17 protein-coding genes are annotated in these 18,073 nt (G+C 66.6%); 7 read left to right on the forward strand and 10 right to left on the reverse strand.

Annotated features, from left to right (window positions below; all coding sequences use genetic code 11):
* Positions 1–53: 53 nt before the first annotated feature.
* Positions 54–1,628, reverse strand: coding sequence for a glutamine-hydrolyzing GMP synthase (guaA, locus tag ACQP1G_RS41095; protein ID WP_433195350.1), 1,575 nt, complete (start codon positions 1,626–1,628; stop codon positions 54–56).
* Between the two features lie 213 nt (positions 1,629–1,841).
* Here guaA and ACQP1G_RS41100 point away from each other — a divergent pair, with 213 nt between their 5' ends.
* Positions 1,842–2,678 (forward strand): alpha/beta fold hydrolase, encoded by an 837-nt coding sequence (locus ACQP1G_RS41100; protein WP_433195352.1) that lies wholly within the window; start codon positions 1,842–1,844, stop codon positions 2,676–2,678.
* A 31-nt stretch (positions 2,679–2,709) separates the two neighbouring features.
* Here ACQP1G_RS41100 and ACQP1G_RS41105 read toward each other — a convergent pair whose 3' ends face one another.
* Both ACQP1G_RS41105 and guaB read right to left on the reverse strand, forming a co-directional pair.
* Positions 2,710–3,882 (reverse strand): GuaB3 family IMP dehydrogenase-related protein, encoded by a 1,173-nt coding sequence (locus ACQP1G_RS41105; RefSeq protein WP_433195354.1) that lies wholly within the window; start codon positions 3,880–3,882, stop codon positions 2,710–2,712.
* Positions 3,883–4,250: 368 nt separating this feature from the next.
* Positions 4,251–5,795 carry an IMP dehydrogenase gene (guaB, locus tag ACQP1G_RS41110; RefSeq protein WP_433195356.1) on the reverse strand — a complete coding sequence of 515 codons (1,545 nt, stop codon included), beginning with the start codon at positions 5,793–5,795 and terminating at the stop codon, positions 4,251–4,253.
* Between the two features lie 224 nt (positions 5,796–6,019).
* Between guaB and ACQP1G_RS41115 the strand changes: the two genes are divergently transcribed.
* Entirely contained in the window at positions 6,020–6,433 is a 414-nt protein-coding gene (locus tag ACQP1G_RS41115) for a DUF5319 domain-containing protein (RefSeq protein WP_040686729.1), read from the forward strand.
* Between the two features lie 216 nt (positions 6,434–6,649).
* Here the strand turns inward: ACQP1G_RS41115 and ACQP1G_RS41120 are convergent, their stop codons facing one another.
* The 3 genes from ACQP1G_RS41120 to ACQP1G_RS41130 all read right to left on the reverse strand — a co-directional run bounded on the left by ACQP1G_RS41120 (position 6,650) and on the right by ACQP1G_RS41130 (position 9,333).
* The gene (locus ACQP1G_RS41120; RefSeq protein WP_433195358.1) at positions 6,650–7,759 is read right to left on the reverse strand and encodes an anti-sigma-D factor RsdA; all 1,110 of its coding nucleotides are present in this window, start codon (positions 7,757–7,759) and stop codon (positions 6,650–6,652) included.
* Positions 7,752–8,330, reverse strand: coding sequence for a sigma-70 family RNA polymerase sigma factor (locus ACQP1G_RS41125; protein ID WP_433195360.1), 579 nt, complete (start codon positions 8,328–8,330; stop codon positions 7,752–7,754). The genes ACQP1G_RS41120 and ACQP1G_RS41125 overlap by 8 nt, the downstream gene beginning before the upstream one ends.
* A 127-nt stretch (positions 8,331–8,457) precedes the next feature.
* Complete coding sequence (locus ACQP1G_RS41130) at positions 8,458–9,333, reverse strand: hypothetical protein (RefSeq protein ID WP_433195362.1); 876 nt, start codon at positions 9,331–9,333, stop codon at positions 8,458–8,460.
* A gap of 634 nt (positions 9,334–9,967) precedes the next feature.
* Between ACQP1G_RS41130 and ACQP1G_RS41135 the strand changes: the two genes are divergently transcribed.
* From ACQP1G_RS41135 to ACQP1G_RS41145, 3 genes are all read left to right on the forward strand, one after another.
* Positions 9,968–10,261 (forward strand): WhiB family transcriptional regulator, encoded by a 294-nt coding sequence (locus ACQP1G_RS41135; RefSeq protein ID WP_014981828.1) that lies wholly within the window; start codon positions 9,968–9,970, stop codon positions 10,259–10,261.
* A gap of 329 nt (positions 10,262–10,590) precedes the next feature.
* The gene (locus ACQP1G_RS41140; protein WP_433209260.1) at positions 10,591–11,166 is read left to right on the forward strand and encodes a sigma-70 family RNA polymerase sigma factor; all 576 of its coding nucleotides are present in this window, start codon (positions 10,591–10,593) and stop codon (positions 11,164–11,166) included.
* A gap of 1 nt (position 11,167) precedes the next feature.
* Complete coding sequence (locus tag ACQP1G_RS41145; RefSeq protein WP_433195364.1) at positions 11,168–11,419, forward strand: RskA family anti-sigma factor; 252 nt, start codon at positions 11,168–11,170, stop codon at positions 11,417–11,419.
* 151 nt (positions 11,420–11,570) lie between these two features.
* Here the strand turns inward: ACQP1G_RS41145 and groL are convergent, their stop codons facing one another.
* Positions 11,571–13,181, reverse strand: coding sequence for a chaperonin GroEL (gene groL / locus ACQP1G_RS41150; protein WP_433195366.1), 1,611 nt, complete (start codon positions 13,179–13,181; stop codon positions 11,571–11,573).
* 88 nt (positions 13,182–13,269) lie between these two features.
* A complete protein-coding gene (groES, locus tag ACQP1G_RS41155) occupies positions 13,270–13,569 on the reverse strand; it encodes a co-chaperone GroES (protein WP_014981824.1) in 300 nt (99 codons plus the stop codon).
* A gap of 725 nt (positions 13,570–14,294) precedes the next feature.
* Here groES and ACQP1G_RS41160 point away from each other — a divergent pair.
* Complete coding sequence (locus tag ACQP1G_RS41160) at positions 14,295–15,896, forward strand: Hsp70 family protein (RefSeq protein ID WP_433195368.1); 1,602 nt, start codon at positions 14,295–14,297, stop codon at positions 15,894–15,896.
* Between the two features lie 67 nt (positions 15,897–15,963).
* Positions 15,964–16,527 carry a DUF6817 domain-containing protein gene (locus ACQP1G_RS41165; RefSeq protein WP_433195370.1) on the forward strand — a complete coding sequence of 188 codons (564 nt, stop codon included), beginning with the start codon at positions 15,964–15,966 and terminating at the stop codon, positions 16,525–16,527.
* Here ACQP1G_RS41165 and tsaD read toward each other — a convergent pair.
* Positions 16,511–17,554: a tRNA (adenosine(37)-N6)-threonylcarbamoyltransferase complex transferase subunit TsaD gene (gene tsaD, locus ACQP1G_RS41170; protein WP_433195372.1), complete on the reverse strand. Its 1,044-nt coding sequence runs from the start codon at positions 17,552–17,554 to the stop codon at positions 16,511–16,513. The genes ACQP1G_RS41165 and tsaD overlap by 17 nt on opposite strands.
* Complete coding sequence (gene rimI, locus ACQP1G_RS41175) at positions 17,551–18,072, reverse strand: ribosomal protein S18-alanine N-acetyltransferase (protein WP_433209263.1); 522 nt, start codon at positions 18,070–18,072, stop codon at positions 17,551–17,553. The genes tsaD and rimI overlap by 4 nt, the downstream gene beginning before the upstream one ends.
* Between the last annotated feature and the right edge of the window lies 1 nt (position 18,073).

Below are 18,073 nucleotides of genomic sequence, written 5' to 3' on the forward strand. Positions count from 1 at the left end.
TCTATTCGGGTGACGGTACTCCCGAAATCGCCTCGATCAGTCCCGATCGCGGGTCACTCCCATTCGATGGTGCCCGGCGGCTTGCTCGTCACGTCCAGGACCACCCGGTTGACTTCCGCCACCTCATTGGTGATGCGGGTGGAGATCCGCTCGAGCACGTCGTAGGGCAGGCGAGTCCAGTCCGCGGTCATGGCGTCCTCGCTGGAGACCGGGCGCAACACGATCGGGTGACCGTAGGTGCGACCGTCGCCCTGCACACCGACGCTGCGAACGTCCGCGAGCAGCACCACCGGGCACTGCCAGATCTGGCGGTCCAGGCCGGCGGCAGTCAACTCCTCGCGCGCGATGGCATCGGCTTGCCGCAGCGTGTCCAGCCGGTCCGCGGTCACCTCGCCGACAATGCGGATGGCCAGGCCGGGGCCCGGGAACGGCTGGCGGCCAACGATTTCCTCGGGCAGCCCGAGTTCGCGGCCGACCGCGCGCACCTCGTCCTTGAACAGCAGCCGCAGCGGCTCGACGAGTTCGAACTCCAGATCGTCGGGCAGACCGCCGACATTGTGGTGGCTCTTGATATTCGCGGTGCCCGATCCGCCGCCGGACTCGACGACGTCCGGGTACAAGGTGCCCTGGACCAGGAATTCGACGGCCGGGCCGGAATCCGATACCGCACCGTCGGCGGCGACGACCTCGGAGACCGCATCCTCGAACGACCGGATGAACTCCCGCCCGATGATCTTGCGCTTCTCCTCCGGATCGGTGACGCCCTTCAGCTCACCGAGGAACTTGTCCACCGCGTCGACGGTCACCAGCTTGGCGCCGGTCGCGGCGACGAAGTCCTGCTGCACCTGCTCGCGCTCACCAGCGCGCAACAGGCCGTGATCAACGAACACACACGTCAACCGGTCACCGATGGCACGCTGCACCAGTGCGGCGGCGACCGCACTGTCCACACCGCCCGACAGCCCGCAGATCGCATGACCGTCACCGATCTGCTCGCGCACCGAAGCGATCAGCGAATCGGCAATATTGGCCGGGGTCCAAGTGGCCGGGATCCCGGCGAGTTCGTGCAGGAAGCGGCTGAGCACCTGCTGGCCGTGCGGCGAGTGCAACACCTCCGGGTGGTACTGCACACCGGCGAACTTACGGGCCCGATCCTCGAATGCGGCGACCGGAGCACCCGCACTGGTGCCGGTGACCTCGAAGCCCTCGGGCGCGTCGGTGACCGCGTCGCCGTGGCTCATCCACACCGGCTGTTTGGTCGGCAGGCCACCGTGCAGCACACCGCCGTCGATATTGAGGTCGGTGCGGCCGTATTCGCGGGTGCCGGTGTGCGCGACGGTGCCGCCGAGCGCCTGTGCCATGGCCTGGAATCCGTAGCAGATGCCGAATACCGGAATACCCAGATCGAAAAGCCGAGCGTCCAATTGCGGCGCGCCCTCTGCGTACACGCTGGCCGGTCCGCCGGACAGAATCACCGCTTGTGGCTGCTTCTCGGCGATCTCCTCCACCGTGGTGGTATGCGGGATCACCTCCGAGAACACACTCGATTCACGGACCCGCCGCGCGATCAGCTGGGCGTACTGTGCGCCGAAGTCGACGACGAGGACCGGTCTCTGAGTTTCTGCCACCCACCCAGTTTAGTGAGGCAGCGCAGCGAGCTGACCATCGGTACAGCCGGGGTTCCCCGACGACGGAGCCGAGCACCAGCCAGGCGCAGAGGTCAGCGCGCGAACCATCGGCACAGCGCGGCATCCTCGACTCGGAGCCGAGCGCCAGCCAGGCGAACAGGTGCGAGGCTGAATCGTCCCGCGCACCCACGCGCCGCTGGTTATCCTCATGCCGTGCCCTTCGCCCGCGCGATAGACGCCAACATCCACTACGAGGACAGTGGCGGCGACGGCCCGGTGGTCTTGCTCGCACACGAATTCTTCATGGACCGAACGATGTTCGCATCCCAAATGGCCGCGCTCGCACCGGAATTCCGCATCGTGTCCTGGGATGCGCGCGGACACGGCCGCACCAGGGACGAGGGGCTACCGTTCACCTATTGGACCGCCGCCCGCGACGCCCTCACCGTGCTGGACCATCTCGGCGCCGAACGCGCGGTGGTCGGCGGCACCGCGCAAGGGGGGTTCACCGCGCTGCGCACCGCACTCATCGCACCCGAGCGAGTTTCTGCGCTGATCTTGATCAGCACCGAGGCGCACGGTCCGACGCCCGAACAGTCCACCGCCACCCAGAAATTCCTGGACGAGTGGTACGACAACGGCTCCCGGCAGGAGGCCGTCGAACAACTCGCGTACTGGCTGATCGGCGATGACGAGTGGTACCGGTCGATCTGGACCAAGCGCTGGCTGGTCCGCGACCGCCGCGGCATCGAGGTCGCCGCGGGCTGCCTGCTCGGCCGCGACTCGCTGCTGGACCGCTTATCCGAAATCACCTGCCCCGCCTTGGTGATTCACGCCACCGACAGCGGTATCACCCGCGAGCGCGCCCAGCAGTTGGCCACCGGCCTCACCGCATCGACCTTCGTCGAAATCGCCGGCGCGCGCCTCGCCGTCACCATGACCCACCCCGAACCCGTCAACCACGCCATCCAGCAATTCCTCCGCGCCCGCACCGCCCCCACCCCGCCTCAGCGGCGAGGGAAGTCGAAAGGTGGTCGCATTCGGCTCTGAGAGCCACCATTCGACTACCGTCGGCGTTTGGTTACGCGCGAACGCTCAGGCCGACCCGCTGGAATTCTTTGAGGTCGGAGTAGCCTGCCTTGGCCATTGAACGGCGGAGGCCGCCAACGAGATTCAGTGAGCCGAACGGATCGTCGGAAGGACCGAAGAGGACCCGTTCCAGACTCGGGCGCACGGTTTCGCCGATATCGCCGGACAGCTCGCCGCCCAGATCCCACGGATCCTCCACATGCAGCAGCGAACCGCGCGGTACCGATGGATGCGCGGCCGAGGACGGCCAGAACCAGCCGCGCCCCGGCGCCTCGGCGGCCAGCGCCAGCGGCACACCGAGCATGGCCGCATCGGCGCCACAGGCGATGGCCTTGGCCAGGTGGCCCGAGGTCGCGATATCACCGTCGGCGATCACGTGCACATAGCGTCCGCCGGTCTCGTCCAGGTAGTCGCGGCGCGCGGCGGCGGCATCGGCGATCGCGGTCGCCATCGGGACCCCGATGCCGAGCACCTCGCCGGTGGTGGTCGCACCCGGGTAGGAGCCGTAGCCGACGATGACGCCAGCGGCGCCGGTGCGCATCAGATGCAGTGCGGTCTTGTGATCGCTGACGCCACCGGCGACCACCGGCACGTCGAGTTCGGCGATGAAGGTCTTGAGGTTCAACGGCTCACCGTCGCCGACATGCTCGGCGGAAATGATGGTGCCGTGCACCACGAGCAGGTCGATACCGGCCTGCACCAGCGCGGGGGTCAGCGCGCGTGCGTTCTGCGGGCTGACCCGCACCGCCACCGTCACGCCGGCGGCCCGCACCTGTGCGACCGCGGCGGCCAGCAGATCCGGCTGCATCGGCGCGGCATGTAGCTCCTGCAACAATCCGACGGCACGCTCATAGCCACCCTTGGCGACCAACTCGAGCAGCTGATCGACCTTCGCGGCGACATCGGCGTGCCTGGCCCACAGCCCCTCACCGTTGATGACACCGAGTCCGCCGAGCCTGCCGAGTTCGATGGCGAACTCCGGTGAGACCAGCGCGTCGGTGGGGTGCGCCAGGAACGGGATCTCGAACCGGTAGGCGTCCAGTTGCCACGCCAGCGATACCTGCTTCGACGAACGGGTCCGCCGCGACGGGACGATATCGACATCATCCAGTTCATAGGTACGCCGGGCGGTCCGGCCCATACCGATCTCGACCATGTCGCGCACGCGTGCTCCTTAGTATTGGCCGCGCCTCCGGCGCGGCGTGTTCGCGGCTCTGTTGGATCTGCAGCGCCTGCGGCACTGCGTGTTCGCGGCCCCCGGAAGAGCCGTCGAGACTCGCGCCCGCGGCGCATGCGCTTCGACGACTCGGGCGCACGACGGGCCGCGAACGGGTCATCTCGTAAGACTCGCTCCGTCGTGGTCGCATATCGAGCCGTCGATCGCGAACAGGCGACTACGTCCGGGGCGGCCGGTCAGGACTCGTGATCCTGCCCCCTTCGCCTCGCGAGGCCGTTGGCTGTGTACCTCAACGACCGCGAACACGGTCAATCATGCACGGACCATTGCGCCCAGTACACAACCCGTCGAGCAGGCTAGCCGCGACCAGTGTAGTTGGGCGCCTCGACGGTCATCGTGATGTCGTGCGGGTGACTCTCCTTGAGTCCCGCCGCCGTGATCTGCACGAACTGTGCCTGCTGCAGATCCGCGATGGACTGCGACCCGGTATAGCCCATGGCCGCCCGCAGCCCGCCGACGAGCTGGTGGATCACCTGGTTGACCGGTCCGCGGAACGGCACCCGACCCTCGATACCCTCGGGCACCAGCTTGTCCTCGGCGAGCACGTCGTCCTGGAAGTAGCGGTCCTTGGAATAGGACTTGGCCTGGCCGCGTCCCTGCATCGCGGCGAGCGAGCCCATGCCGCGGTAGCTCTTGAACTGCTTGCCGCCCACCAGGATCAGCTCACCCGGCGATTCGGCGGTACCGGCCAGCAGCGAGCCGAGCATCACGGTGGACGCGCCCGCCGCGATGGCCTTGGCGATATCACCGGAGAACTGGATGCCACCGTCGGCGATCACCGGAACGCCGTGCGGCTTGCACGCGGCGACGGCCTCGAGGATCGCGGTGATCTGCGGCGCGCCGACACCGGCGACGACGCGGGTGGTGCAGATGGAGCCGGGACCGACACCGACCTTCACCGCGTCCGCGCCCGCCTCGACCAGCGCGAGCGCGCCGGCCCGGGTGGCCACGTTGCCGCCGACGATCTGGATGCGATCGCCGACCTCGGCCCTCACCTTGGTCACCATCTGCAGCACACCGGCTTGGTGGCCGTGTGCGGTATCGACGATGAGCACGTCCACCCCGGCGTCTGCCAAAGTCATGGCACGCGACCAGGAGTCCTCACCGACGCCGATCGCGGCGCCGACGAGCAGACGACCGTCGCGATCCTTGGTGGCGTTCGGATACTGATCGGTCTTGACGAAGTCCTTGACGGTGATGAGTCCGCGCAGGCGGCCGTTGCCGTCGACGATCGGCAGCTTCTCGATCTTGTGGCGGCGCAGCAGGCCGAGTGCGGCCTCGGCGGTGACGCCCTCCTGCGCGGTGATCAGCGGCGCCTTGGTCATCACTTCGGCGACTCGGCGGTTCTGATCCACCTCGAAGCGCATATCGCGGTTGGTGATAATGCCCACAAGCGCGCCGGTCTCGTCGACCACCGGCAGGCCCGAGATACGGAAGCGCGCACACATGGCGTCGACCTCGGCCAGGGTATCGGAGGGGCGACAGGTCACCGGATCGGTGACCATACCCGCCTCGGACCGCTTGACCGTCTCGACTTGCGCGGCCTGATCGGCGGCGGCCAGGTTGCGGTGCAACACACCCATACCACCGGCGCGCGCCATGGAGATGGCCATCCGTGCCTCGGTCACGGTATCCATCGCGGAACTGCACAGCGGAGTGCGCAGCCGGATCTCGCGGGTCAGCTGGCTGGAGGTCTCCACCGAGCTGGGGATGAGATCCGAAGCGGCCGGTAGCAACAGCACATCGTCGAACGTGAGGCCGAGCATGGCGATCTTGTTCGGATCGTCACCACCCGTAGGAGGGCGGACCGCGATTCGTTCGCCCGATACGGGATTACTCATTCGGATCGACCCCTCCTGGACGTCGAAAGCAACGAACGCCGGAGACCGGCGTCGTGGACTGGATGGAATGGATGGTGGCGGCTCCGCCAGCGATGTCGGGTGCTGGCCGGGGCCTGCACCCCATGGTATCTGTCCCGCAAACACACCTATGAACTGAGCCCACCACCGAAACTGGCGCGCCACATAGCTGGCGAAGAGCACCCTGTTCTGCGTACCGTGGGGGTGTGCGTGACCATCTACCACCTGGCTTGCCGCCGGATCCGTTCGCCGGAGACCCCTCCGACCCGTCCGCCGCGCTCGACGCAATCGAGCCCGGCGAACCGCTGGATCCCCACGAGCGCCTTGCGGTCGAGGAGGATCTCGCCGACCTTGCAGTGTACGAGGCACTACTAGCGCACCGTGGCATCCGAGGACTGGTGGTCAGCTGCGAAGACTGCAGACAAGACCACTACCACGACTGGGACATGCTGCGCGCCAACCTGCTTCAACTGCTGGTCGACGGCACGGTGCGCCCGCATGAGCCCGCCTACGACCCGATGCCGGAGGCGTATGTCACCTGGGATTACTGCCGGGGATACGCCGACGCCTCGATGAACGAGGCCTTTCACGGCGATGGGTTCGACGGGTTCGACAGCTGATATCGCGCGCCGAGTACCAGGCGCGGTGACGCGCGGGCGCGATGTGAAATAGCTGACAGACAAGAGCCGACCGCCGGTCGGCGATCGGTTCATGCACGGTAATTCGGATGTCGACGCACACGCACGCTGGAGCGTCCGAATGTTCGTACGCCCCAGCGCTGCTGCGGGTTCAGCGCCCTTCTAGAGCCAAAGCGCTTGGTGGAGTGCCGACTCCGATTACATGGCCGGTCCCGATCCGGGCAACCCGGGCAGAGACGGCAAACCCGTGGGAATCACGAAGGTGGTGCCACCACCGGTCGGCGGCTGCGAATGGGTCGGCGGTTGTCCAGGTGCGCCGGTGTCCGCGGTCGGCTGGCCCGCGGGCGGCTGGGTTCCCCCGGTAGTCGGCGGTGATGCCGGTGTCGTGTGAACCTGAGTCTGCCCTATGGGTGGCTGTTCGGTGGTGCTCACCTGCGGCGGCGTCGTCGGCACTGTCGGCTTGTCCGACACCGTCGGCTCCATCGTCGTCGGCACCTTTGTATCGACCGGCGGCACTACCGCGGAGGTCGACCCACCATCGCTGGACGGCTTGGTGGTCGGCGCGGTGATGGTGCTGCCATCGGTCACCGAACTCGGCTTCGTCGTCGACGTGCTCGGCCCGAGCGACCTCGCGATTTCCGGGGCCACCTTGCTCAACTCCGCAAGCAACGCATCGAATTCACTGATCCGCTTGTCCCGCTTGACCGGATCGTCGATCAGCTCCGCATTCGCCTTGGCGCCCTCCAGCTTTGCCCTGGCCTGATCCAGATTGCCTTGATCGAACGCCACTTTCGCGGTCGCGAGATCGCTGTCGGCACGCTGCACCACGGTGGTCTGCGCCTGTTCGCTGAACACGACCTCCTTGACCCGCCACAGCGGATCACCCGGCGCGGCACCATAGGAGAACGCCGAAAGACCACCGATGACCAGCGCCAGCGCGGCCGCCGTCCCGAGGATCGGACGAACAAGCCGTAGTCGCCCACCGGACTGCGCACTGATACGAACCTGCCGGGCACCGATCTCCTGGTTGACCGCGGCAACGATCTCATCGAGGTCCGGGTCGAGCGGTAGCGGCGGCGAAATCAGCTCCGCTCGCCAGTCCGCCAGCAGCGTTGCGAGCTGATACTCCTCCGCGCTGTCGGTCTGCACCGGCCCGTTACTAGCGATGGCATCGATCAGCGCATCGTCTCGGCGCACCGCCGCGATGTCCACCGGTCCGGTGTCACCGCTCCCGGCGTAGGGACCGCTGTTTCGCGATCCACGTCGCGCCTTCCAGTCGCCCCGACCGCGCTCGCCATCCCTAGCCATACATTTCACCTGCCCTCGCCACTTGTGACTTCAGTTTCGCGAGCGCCCGGTGTTGAGCGACGCGTATCGCACCCGCCGTACTGCCCACGGCGACTGCGGTTTCTTCTGCTGACAAACCCATGACCAAACGCAGGATCAGAATCTCGCGGTGCTTCTCCGGAAGCGTTGCGAGCAGGCCGTTCATCTGCCTGCTCGTTTCGGATTCCAGTGCTCGCTGTTCCGGGCCTTGGTCGGTGGATATGACATCTGGTACTTCGGCCATCGCCTCCGCCTTGTTACGGGCGGCGTTGCGGTGTGCGTCTGCGACCTTGTGCGAAGCGATTCCGTATACGAAAGCCATGAAGGGCCTGCCCTGGTCTTGATACCGGGGCAAAGCTGTCATCACGGCCAGACATACCTCCTGCGCAACGTCGTCCGCAGAGAGCTGTCCACGCTCCGCGGCGCCGATCCGCGCGCGGCAATAGCGCACCACCAACGGGCGGACCATTTCGAGTACCTGAGCTAAAGCGGATCTGTCGCCCTGCGCAGCGGCAGCGACGGCGAGGTCCAACTCTTCGCCCGTGTTCGTCATCGTCAGAGAATTTCCTGGCGTTACAAGTGGCACCGTCGGTGATGACCAGTGCTTCCGCCGAAGGGGCGGAACGGATCTAACAATAGCGATACAACCCGCGGATACGGGCAACACGGTCGCCTCTTGATCAGACTCGGGAATCACTCATGGGACGAAAGTGCCCGCCACGACGGCCGATGGTCTCGGCGCACCGTCGCGCTTCGGCTTCGGCCTCGACCGCGCGTCCCCCGACGGACACCCCGGCGCGCAACATCGAACTGGCCCAACGCAATGGCAGCAAGTCGTGCTCGCGACACTGTTCGGCGACCTCGTCGGCGAGCACGCGCGCGCGTTCGCTGTCACCGGATGCGGCGGCGGTCGCGGCGACCAAGAGCCGGGACTTCACGCGGTGCCGGACGGAGGGTCCGTCCTCGGCCAGCGCGAGGGCCGTCGCGGCATGCGGTGTCGCGGTATCGGCGGCTCCGGAAGCGAGCGCAGTCTCCGCACAGACCCAATGCCAGCGGATCAGCGCTCGCCAGCCCGCCGATGACCCCGCACGGGTCAGCTCGTCATGACTGCGCCGGAGCAGCCGGGTGGCCAGCGCGAGGCGGCCGGTGCCGAGCGCGTCGGCGGCGAGACCGGTCAGCGCATCGCACACCGCGTCGACGCGCCCCGGCCCGAGCTCGTCGTGATCCCTGGATCGGGACGGCAGGATCAGCGCGGCCGCGCGACCGTCGAAGGCCGCGGCGCGGGCGTGCCAGCCGAGCTGGCGTAGCAACGAACCCTCGGTACTCGCGGCCAACGACAGCAACACCGGATCAGTGGTGCTGGCAGGTAGCGAACGCAACTCCGCGCGTGCGGCGGCGTAGCGACCCTGACCACCGAGAATCACCGCTCGATACCAGCTATCGAGCGGCCGCACGGCGCCCGGCAACTCAGCAGCGGCATACCCGGGGCAGGTGCCGAAAGCTGCATCGGCAAGCATGGCGGACTCGATATATATAGGGGAAGGTGGCGCGAACACGGCCGAACTCTATCCTGAGGGCCGCAGCGGGCCACGCGCAGAGAAACCACCCAGCAGGTACGTCCGGCTACTATTCAGCATTTCTATCGCCGCCGCCGTGTTTCCATCAAGTAAAAGTGTCCTGGCAATCCCGTAGCGCGTGCGACTGGAATTCACATGCGTTTCGCGCAATTAACCTCAGCGCCCCGTTTCTGCCATCTCCGACCGACGGGCGGTCGGAGCCGCCGATCGACAGTGTGACAGGATCCACGTCGGTGCGGACCGCCCTACCATGGGGGCGCAACCACCGAACCCGTTCCCACCTGCGGGAATGCGGAATACTGACGCCACACGAAGAGATACCAGCCTCTGGTCAACCGATCAGTATCACTGGAAAGGTGTTAAAAGTAAACAGCTCGGAGGTTAAATTTCGCAGCTTAAGATTTAGAAAACTGCTGCATCGAACTATTGACGGAATTTCGCGGCTGGACCTAACGTAACTCATCGCCACGGTCGGCGCCGCGCGAAATTGCAGCGACCGCAAGCGACCGCAATGGCGAGCCCAGGGCACGCCGCCGACCCAGCGCCGTGGCCACAACTGTTGCAGAACAACTGCTCGACAACGCTGACGAGCTCGCACCACGAGGAGTTCACCATGCCCATGCCTACCCACCTCCCCGGACCGAACGCGGACGTCTGGGATTGGCAGATGCGAGGATCCTGCCGAGGCCAGGACTCCGCGGTGTTTTTCCACCCGGACGGTGAACGCGGCCGCGCCCGCACCGCGCGCGAGATGCGGGCCAAGGAGATCTGCCGGGCCTGCCCGGTGCTCATGCAGTGCCGCAGCCACGCGCTCAAAGTCAGCGAACCCTACGGTATCTGGGGCGGTATGTCCGAAACCGAGCGCGAGATGCACGCTCGGCGCAACCGCCGTCGTATGGCCGTATAAACGAACTTCTTCCCATCCGTGCGGCGCGGCGCGCCGAATGCCTAGCAAACAACCCGCGACGGCCACAAGCCGAAGTCGGTTGTACATCCGGCGTTTCGCGATAACCATCGGCGCGTCGCGGCGTGTCTTCTCCGGAAACACCTGGCGTGTCGAAGTTTTCCAGAAAGTTGCCAGGCAACAAGCGGTTTGCTGACACCCCACCGCACGTGGGGCCATAGCCACCCGCTACGGTAGTGACCGATGACACAGAATGGAGCGTTGTGACAACGCGGCCGCCGGCCGCAGAGGGCGACTCGTTCCGAAGAGAAGCCATCCCACCCGGTATCCAGGTGGAATCTGCGGTTACGGCACGCGCCGCCGAAAGTATCGAGCTCGCCGCCCTTCTCGAACGTTGCGGCCGGTCCGACCAGGAGGCATTCGCTGAGCTATACGACCGAACATGCTCACGCGTCTTCGGTCTAGTGCTACGCGTACTGCACGACCCCGGCTATGCGGAGGAGACCACACAGGAGGTCTACCTGCAGATCTGGCGGACCGCGGCAAGTTTCGACGCGGCCAAAGGATCCGCGGTGACGTGGTTGATGACCCTCGCCCACCGACGAGCCGTTGACCGGGTCCGCGCCGAACAGGCCCATACCCTGCGCGAAGTCGCTTACGGGATAAGGGTTCTCGGCAATGAATTCGATGAGGTCACCGAAGAAGTGGAGCGACGACTCGAACAGCAGGCCGTCCTCGAAGGTCTAGGAACATTGACAGAGACCCAACGGGAGGCCATATCGCTCGCCTACTACGGCGGGCGGACCTACGCGGAAGTCGCAACCCATCTCGGCGTAGGTTTACCGACCGTTAAGTCCCGTATACGGGACGGATTGACACGACTGAAGAAAAGTTTGGGGGTGACGTGAGATGAACGAAGCCCAGATCGATCTCGCGCACGCCGTCGCGCTCGGATCGATCGACGACGAAGACCACGATGCGGTACAAGAAGTGCTCGACAGTGAGGACCCGGCGCTACGCGCGGAATTCATGGCCGAAGTGCGGCAGACGAAGGAAGCCCTCTCCGCTCTCGCGGTGGCGACGGCGGCCCAGCCACCCGCCGCCCTGCGCGGCCGGTTGCTCGCCGCCATCGCCGCCGCACAACCGCCGGTCGCCTCCTGAGAAGCCCGCCTCCACCGCAGCGAACCGGTTGCCGTGATTGATATTTTTTGACTTATTGTGCAGTAGTTGTGTTCATATTGTTCACACGACGAAGGCCCCCGGGACGGATGTCCCAGGGGCCTTCTGCCATTCGGCCAGCCGAGCAGTGGGCTCAGTGTGCGTGGCCGTGGTGGCTGTGGTCGTGCTCCTCTTCCGCGGGCTTATCGACCACGGCGCTTTCGGTGGTGAGGATCATCCGGGCCACCGACGCCGCGTTCACGACGGCGGAGCGGGTCACCTTCACCGGGTCCACCACACCGTCGGTGAGCAGATCACCATAGGTGAGGGTGGCGGCATTGAAGCCTTCCTTACCGTCGGCGACCTTGCTGACCACGACGGAGCCGTCAACGCCCGCATTGGTGGCGATCCAGAACAGCGGCGCCCGCAGTGCGGTGCGCACTACCTCGACGCCGACGGCCTCGTCGCCGGACAGCGAGTCGCGCAGTTCGACGAGCTTGGCGGCGGCCTGCACCAGGGCGGTGCCACCACCGGGCACGATGCCCTCGTCGACAGCGGCCTTGGCCGCGCTCACCGCGTCCTCGACCCGGTACTTGCGCTCCTTGAGCGCGGTCTCGGTGGCCGCGCCGACCTTGATCACCGCGACGCCACCGGCCAACTTGGCCAGTCGCTCCTCGAGCTTCTCCCGATCCCAATCGGAATCGGTCGCCTCGATCTCCCGACGCAGCTGCGCGCTGCGGGCCGCGATGTCATCGGCGGTGCCCGCACCGTCGATGATCGTGGTGTCGTCCTTGGTGACGACGATGCGACGCGCCTTGCCGAGCACCTCGACACCCGCCTCGCGCAGCGTGATGCCCAGGTCCGGGTTGACAACGGTGCCCGAGGTAACCACAGCCAGATCGTCCAGGAACGCCTTGCGACGGTCACCGAAGAACGGGGCCTTCACCGCAACGGCCTTGAGGGTCTTGCGGATCGAGTTGACGACCAGGGTGGACAGCGCTTCGCCCTCGACGTCCTCGGCGATGATCAGCACCGGCTTACCGGATTCGGCGATCTTCTCCAGCAGCGGGAGCAGATCGGGCAGCGAGCCGATCTTCTCCCGGTTCAGCAGGATGTAGGCGTCCTCGAGCACGGCCTGCTGGCTGTCGGCATCGGTGACGAAGTAGGGCGAGAGGTAGCCCTTGTCGAACTGCACGCCCTCGGTGACGACGAGTTCGGTCTGCAGCGTCGAGGACTCCTCGACGGTGACGACGCCGTCTTTGCCGACGGTGGTCAGCGCCTTGCCGACCATCTCGCCGATCTCCTCGTCGCGCGAAGAGACGGTGGCGACCTGGGCGATGGCCTGCTCGCCGGAGACCGGGGTGGCCAGCGCCAGCAGCGCCTCGGACACCGCGTCCGCGGCCTTGGCGATGCCCGAACCGAGCGTGATCGGGTTCGCGCCAGCGGCAACGTTCTTCAGGCCCGCGCGCACCAGCGCCTGGGCCAGCACGGTGGCGGTGGTGGTGCCGTCGCCCGCGACGTCGTTGGTCTTGGTGGCGACACTCTTGACGAGTTGTGCGCCGAGGTTCTCGAAGGGGTCATCGAGGTCGATCTCGCGCGCGATGGTGACACCGTCGTTGGTCACGGTGGGGCCACCGAAGGCCTTCGCGAGCACGACGTGGCGACCACGCGGCCCGAGGGTGACCTTCACCGCGTCGGCGAGCTTATCGACGCCGCGCTCGAGAGCACGACGAGCCTTCTCGTCGAACTCGATCTGCTTTGCCATGTGTTTGTCAGCTCCTGTGTGTTCTGGGCCGAACGCACTCCGCCCCGGGTCGCGAAAGACACCGGGGCGGAACGCATGTGCCTATCGGCTACTTGGTGACGACGGCCAGCACGTCGCGCGCCGACAGGATGAGGTATTCCTCACCCTGGTACTTGATCTCGGTGCCGCCGTACTTGCTGTAGATGACGGTGTCGCCCTCCTTGACGTCGACCGGGATGCGGTCACCCTTATCGGTGACGCGCCCCTCGCCGACGGCGATGACGGTGCCCTCCTGCGGCTTCTCCTTCGCCGTGTCGGGGATGACCAGGCCGGAGGCCGTCGTCGTCTCGGCCTCGTTGGCCTGGACGAGGATCTTGTCCTCGAGCGGCTTGATGTTCACGCTCGCCACGTTGAGCCCTCCACTTTCAGGGGATTTACGGTCGTCCGGAACTGTTGTCCCGGACCATCGGTATCGGTGTTGTTTCGAGCGGCCCACAAGCAGTCACCAGCGGCCACCCGGACTCGACCCTGCGCATCAGCCCCGTCGTCGCGGGTGCCGGGACCCCTGCTCAGTAGTCGAACTGGCACACGCACATCACACAGTGCCGACTAGCACTCTATACATGAGAGTGCCAGCGCTCAAGGTTGGACTGTGCCAAACCGTTGGCCGCGCCATATCGGTGTCGCAGACCGCGCCACGCCCAGAGGTCCGGGGGCTTCCCAAGACTTCGTCAAATCTGTAACGTTCGGATAACGGATTGTGACAGTATTGACGACGGTCGTGCTCCGCTCGCCGTGTTCGTCGCGAACCGGCGCCGTGGGGGGAGTACCAAGCGTCACGAAATACCCAGCGGCACAGAGCAATACCCTGTTTCGCCAGAGCAAGGTCAGCGTCAGCACGAGTCGAGGCCAGCGTCAGCACAAGTCCGAACCAGCGTCACAGTACAAACACTCTTCAGAAGAAGCTTCACCAGAGGGCAAGACCACACGTGATCCATGGCCGTCCCAGCGACCCATCCGGACAACGGGTCGGCCGGGTCCCGCGCCCGAATCGTTCGTCATCCACGCGAGCGTTTCGGCTGTCCATTCGAGATGGTCGGCGACACCATGACCATCCGCTCGAAGGGAGGTGACATGCGAACATCCCTCGGCATCTCTGCCGGTAACGAGGTCGTGTGCTCGGCGCTGGTCGCAACCGCGTCCAATGGCGCGCAGAGTTTCGACTATCGAGTGGTCTCCGCGGACGCGGCCCACTCCGATCTCGGCGATCTCGTCGCGTCCTCGATCGAGCTGATGACCACTCAGCTCCCCACCACGCAACTCTCCTACGACGTGGCCTTCCCCGCGCATCCGGTCGGCGCGCGCTTCGCGGGCGCGAAACCGGTCGGTGTCGATTCCGCCGCCGGTCGTCCGCCCACCAGTGTTGCCGTCGCCTACCGCAGCAAAGAGCAGGCACAGGTAATCCGTTCGGCCACAGGCAAACAGCGTGATCTGCGGCTGGTTCCGGAAGGCACCGCGGCGCTCACCTATCTGCGCCACACCGGACTGGTCGACCGTTACGACACCGTCGCCATCATCGATCTCGGCGCGACCGGATTGAGCGTCACCGTCGCCGAGCAGGCCGACTTCACCATCCTGCGCACCGAACGCACCGGCACGATCAGCGGCACCGCCATCGATGAGCTGATCTATCACCACCTCGTCGATCTGCACTACGCCCGGCGCGGTACACGGCCCAACCGGGGCATGCTGACCAACCGCGGCCGCGCCGCCAAGGAACATCTGTCGATCGCACCCGCCGTGACCATCGACCATGTCGCCGGGCAGCCGCTCAAGCTGACCAGGGCAGACTTCGAGGAACTGATCTCGGATCTGCTACGCGAGACGGCCGTTTTCGCCGCCGCGGTATTCGCGCGGTCGCCCAAGGCTCCACAGGCCGTGATCGTGATCGGTGGCGGCGCCAATATCCCCGCGGTGCTGTCCACCCTCGCCCATGCGCTGGACGTGCCGGTGCACACCGTCGACGATCCGGAGGCGGTGATCGCCAAAGGCGCCGCCCTGGTGGCGGATTCGGTGCAACCGTCGGTATTCCCGGTGGTCGCGCTCGGCTCCGCCGACGCGCCGGTCGGCACCTTCACCAAGGTTGTCGGCACGCTGGCGGGTGCGATCGTGGTGGTCGGGCTGGTCATCGGCTACGGCGTGAAGACGTTCGCGCCGACCGGCGACGACGACATCTCCCCCGCGGGCACCACCAGCAGCGCACAACTACCGATGCCGCCGGTGACGGTAGTGCCGCCGACCGGCGCTGGCACCTCGACCACCGGCCCGAGCCGAGAGGGCACCAACCGGCCCTCCGGCGCCACCATCCCCTCGCTCACCCCGGACCGGAGCCAGCCGCCCGCCTCGACACCCGCGGCAACCACAACCGCGAACGTGCCCACGCTGCGTCCGGATCCGAACCTGCCGCCGATCCCGTTCCCGGAGTTTCTCGGGCCGCTGTTCGGCAATCCGAACGCACCGGGCTCGTCGGGACCGGAACATACTCCGACGCAGGGGGCATCGACCGCGACACCTACTCCGATGCCGATCGAGCCGACGCAGGCGCCCGCACAATCACGAATTCCATTCCCGCCCAAGGCGAATTCGGGGTCGAGTGCCGGACCGACGGATCCGAATATGACGTTGGTGCCCGGTTTTCAGTCGAGTTCGGGACAGCTGGTGGGGCAGGCGGACTAGGCCGCGTCGGCCAGGTGTTTGCCGGGGTCAGTAGCCATGCCACCCAGCAGTCGGCAAGACTGAAGGCGTGGACGATGTCGCGGCGGACACGGTGGGGCGGGGCCGCATCGAGCGGTTTCTGCGGGAACTCGGGGCCGATCGGATTGCGCATCCAGGCGGTACGCTGCTGGCCCATCTCATCCGGGTGACCGATGTCCTGGCCGAATGGGGTGCGGGCGCGGATATCGAGTCCGCCGGGCTCTGTCATGCGATGTACGGCACCGACGGCTTCAACCAGTCGCTGCTCGAACTGTCCGAAAGGCGAACGGTGGCAGCGCTGATCGGTGCGCGGGCCGAAGCCCTGGTCTACCTGTACGGCAGCTGTGACCGGTCAGCGGTCTACCCGCGGCTCGATACGCCATCAGTTGTGTTCCGCGACCGTTTCACCGGACGCGAATTCGAACCGGACGGTACCGACCTGCGGGCGTTCATGGAGATCACGGCGGCCAACGAACTCGACGTCATGGCGCACAACGCCGAACTCGCCGCCCAGCACGGACCGGCGCTCTACCAACTGTTCGCCCGCACCAGCGGCTACCTCTCCTCGAACGCGTGGCAGGCCTGTCGGACGAAGCTCAGCCGACCCGACTGACCGACACCGGCAGTCCGGGATCGGTCGCCACCGTCAGCGGCGATGGTGTTGCGTCGCCTGCGATTACGTGGGCGCCGAGGGCCGCGATCATTACGCCGTTGTCGGTGCACAGGCGGGGCTTGGGGACGCGCAGGCGCAATCCGGCTGCCGCGCAGCGTTCTTCGGCCATGGAGCGGATGCGGGAATTGGCAGTGGCGCCACCGCCGAGGACGAGGGTGTCGACGCCGACATCCTGGGCCGCGCGCACTGCCTTCATGGTGAGCACATCGGCGACCGATTCCTGGAAGGACGCCGCGATATCCGGAATCGGGAGCTCCTCGGCGGTGAAGCCGTTGCGCTGGGCCGCCTCGACGTAGCGCGCGACGGCGGTCTTCAGACCGGAGAAGGAGAAGTCGTAGCGCGGATCGCGCGGTCCGGTCATACCGCGTGGGAAGGCGATCGCCTTCGGATCGCCGTGCGCGGCAGCGGCATCCAGTGCGGGCCCGCCCGGGAAGCCGAGGCCGAGCAGCCGGGCCACCTTGTCGAAGGCCTCACCCGCGGCGTCGTCGACGGTGCTGCCGAGTTCGACGATCGGCTCGGCCAATTCGGTGACGTGCAGCAGGTGCGTGTGCCCGCCGGAGACCAGCAGCGCGACGCACGGCGGCATCGGACCGTGCTCGAGGGTGTCGACGGCGACGTGTCCGCCGAGATGGTTCAGCGCGTAGAAGGGCACATCCCACGCTGCCGCATAGGCTTTCGCGGCCGCGACGCCGACCAGCAGGGCACCGGCCAGACCGGGGCCGATGGTGACCGCGAGTGCGTCGGGTTTGCTGATACCCGCGGTCGCCAACGCGCGGCGCATCGCGGGCACGATGGCCTCGAGGTGTGCGCGCGAGGCGATCTCGGGCACCACACCGCCGAAGCGGGCGTGCTGTTCGACGCTGGAGGCGACCTCGTCGGCGAGCAGTTCGCAGGTCCCGTCGACGTGGCGGCGCACGATGCCGACTCCGGTTTCGTCGCAGGAACTTTCGATACCCATGACGATCACGACAGCACCTCGTTCGGTTGTGCCGCTTCGCTCGGCTGCGGGCCCCAGACCTGGTTCGCGGCGGTCAGCTCCGGCCTGCGCATGGTGTACGCGTCGGCACCGCTGGGATGGTAGTAGTTCTTGCGCAAGCCGATGATGTGGAAGCCGTGCTTGGCGTACATCGCGATGGCGGCGGCATTATCGGTGCGCACCTCGAGGAAGACCGGCCCGCCGCGCTTGCCCGCCTCGGCGAGCAGCGCCTCCAGCAGTACGGTGCCGATGCCGCAGCGATGGCAGCCGGGATCGACGCCGATGGTGTGCACCTCGGCCTCGGGGTGTTCGGCATCACCGAGCAATGCGATGCCCGCATAGCCGACCATTCGCCCGGCATCGTCGCGGGCGACGATATAGCGGTTGTGCGGCCCGGCCAGTTCGGAGCGGAACGACACCGCCTGCCACGGATCGTCCTCCGGAAACAGCAGCTGTTCGAGTTCGACGCAGCGTTCGATATCCGCGCCGTCCATGGCCTCGATGCGCATC

This window comes from Nocardia sp. CA-107356 (assembly GCF_050946365.1).
GTDB lineage: Bacteria > Actinomycetota > Actinomycetes > Mycobacteriales > Mycobacteriaceae > Nocardia.

Bases quoted from the DNA above. Each gene is read 5' to 3' on its own strand.
- guaB (WP_433195356.1), bottom strand. From the start codon at position 5,795: ATGAGTAATCCCGTATCGGGCGAACGAATCGCGGTCCGCCCTCCTACG.
- ACQP1G_RS41120 (WP_433195358.1), bottom strand. From the start codon at position 7,759: ATGGCTAGGGATGGCGAGCGCGGTCGGGGCGACTGGAAGGCGCGACGT.
- ACQP1G_RS41125 (WP_433195360.1), bottom strand. From the start codon at position 8,330: ATGACGAACACGGGCGAAGAGTTGGACCTCGCCGTCGCTGCCGCTGCG.
- ACQP1G_RS41135 (WP_014981828.1), top strand. From the start codon at position 9,968: ATGCCCATGCCTACCCACCTCCCCGGACCGAACGCGGACGTCTGGGAT.
- ACQP1G_RS41145 (WP_433195364.1), top strand. From the start codon at position 11,168: ATGAACGAAGCCCAGATCGATCTCGCGCACGCCGTCGCGCTCGGATCG.
- groL (WP_433195366.1), bottom strand. From the start codon at position 13,181: ATGGCAAAGCAGATCGAGTTCGACGAGAAGGCTCGTCGTGCTCTCGAG.
- ACQP1G_RS41160 (WP_433195368.1), top strand. From the start codon at position 14,295: ATGCGAACATCCCTCGGCATCTCTGCCGGTAACGAGGTCGTGTGCTCG.
- rimI (WP_433209263.1), bottom strand. From the start codon at position 18,072: ATGCGCATCGAGGCCATGGACGGCGCGGATATCGAACGCTGCGTCGAA.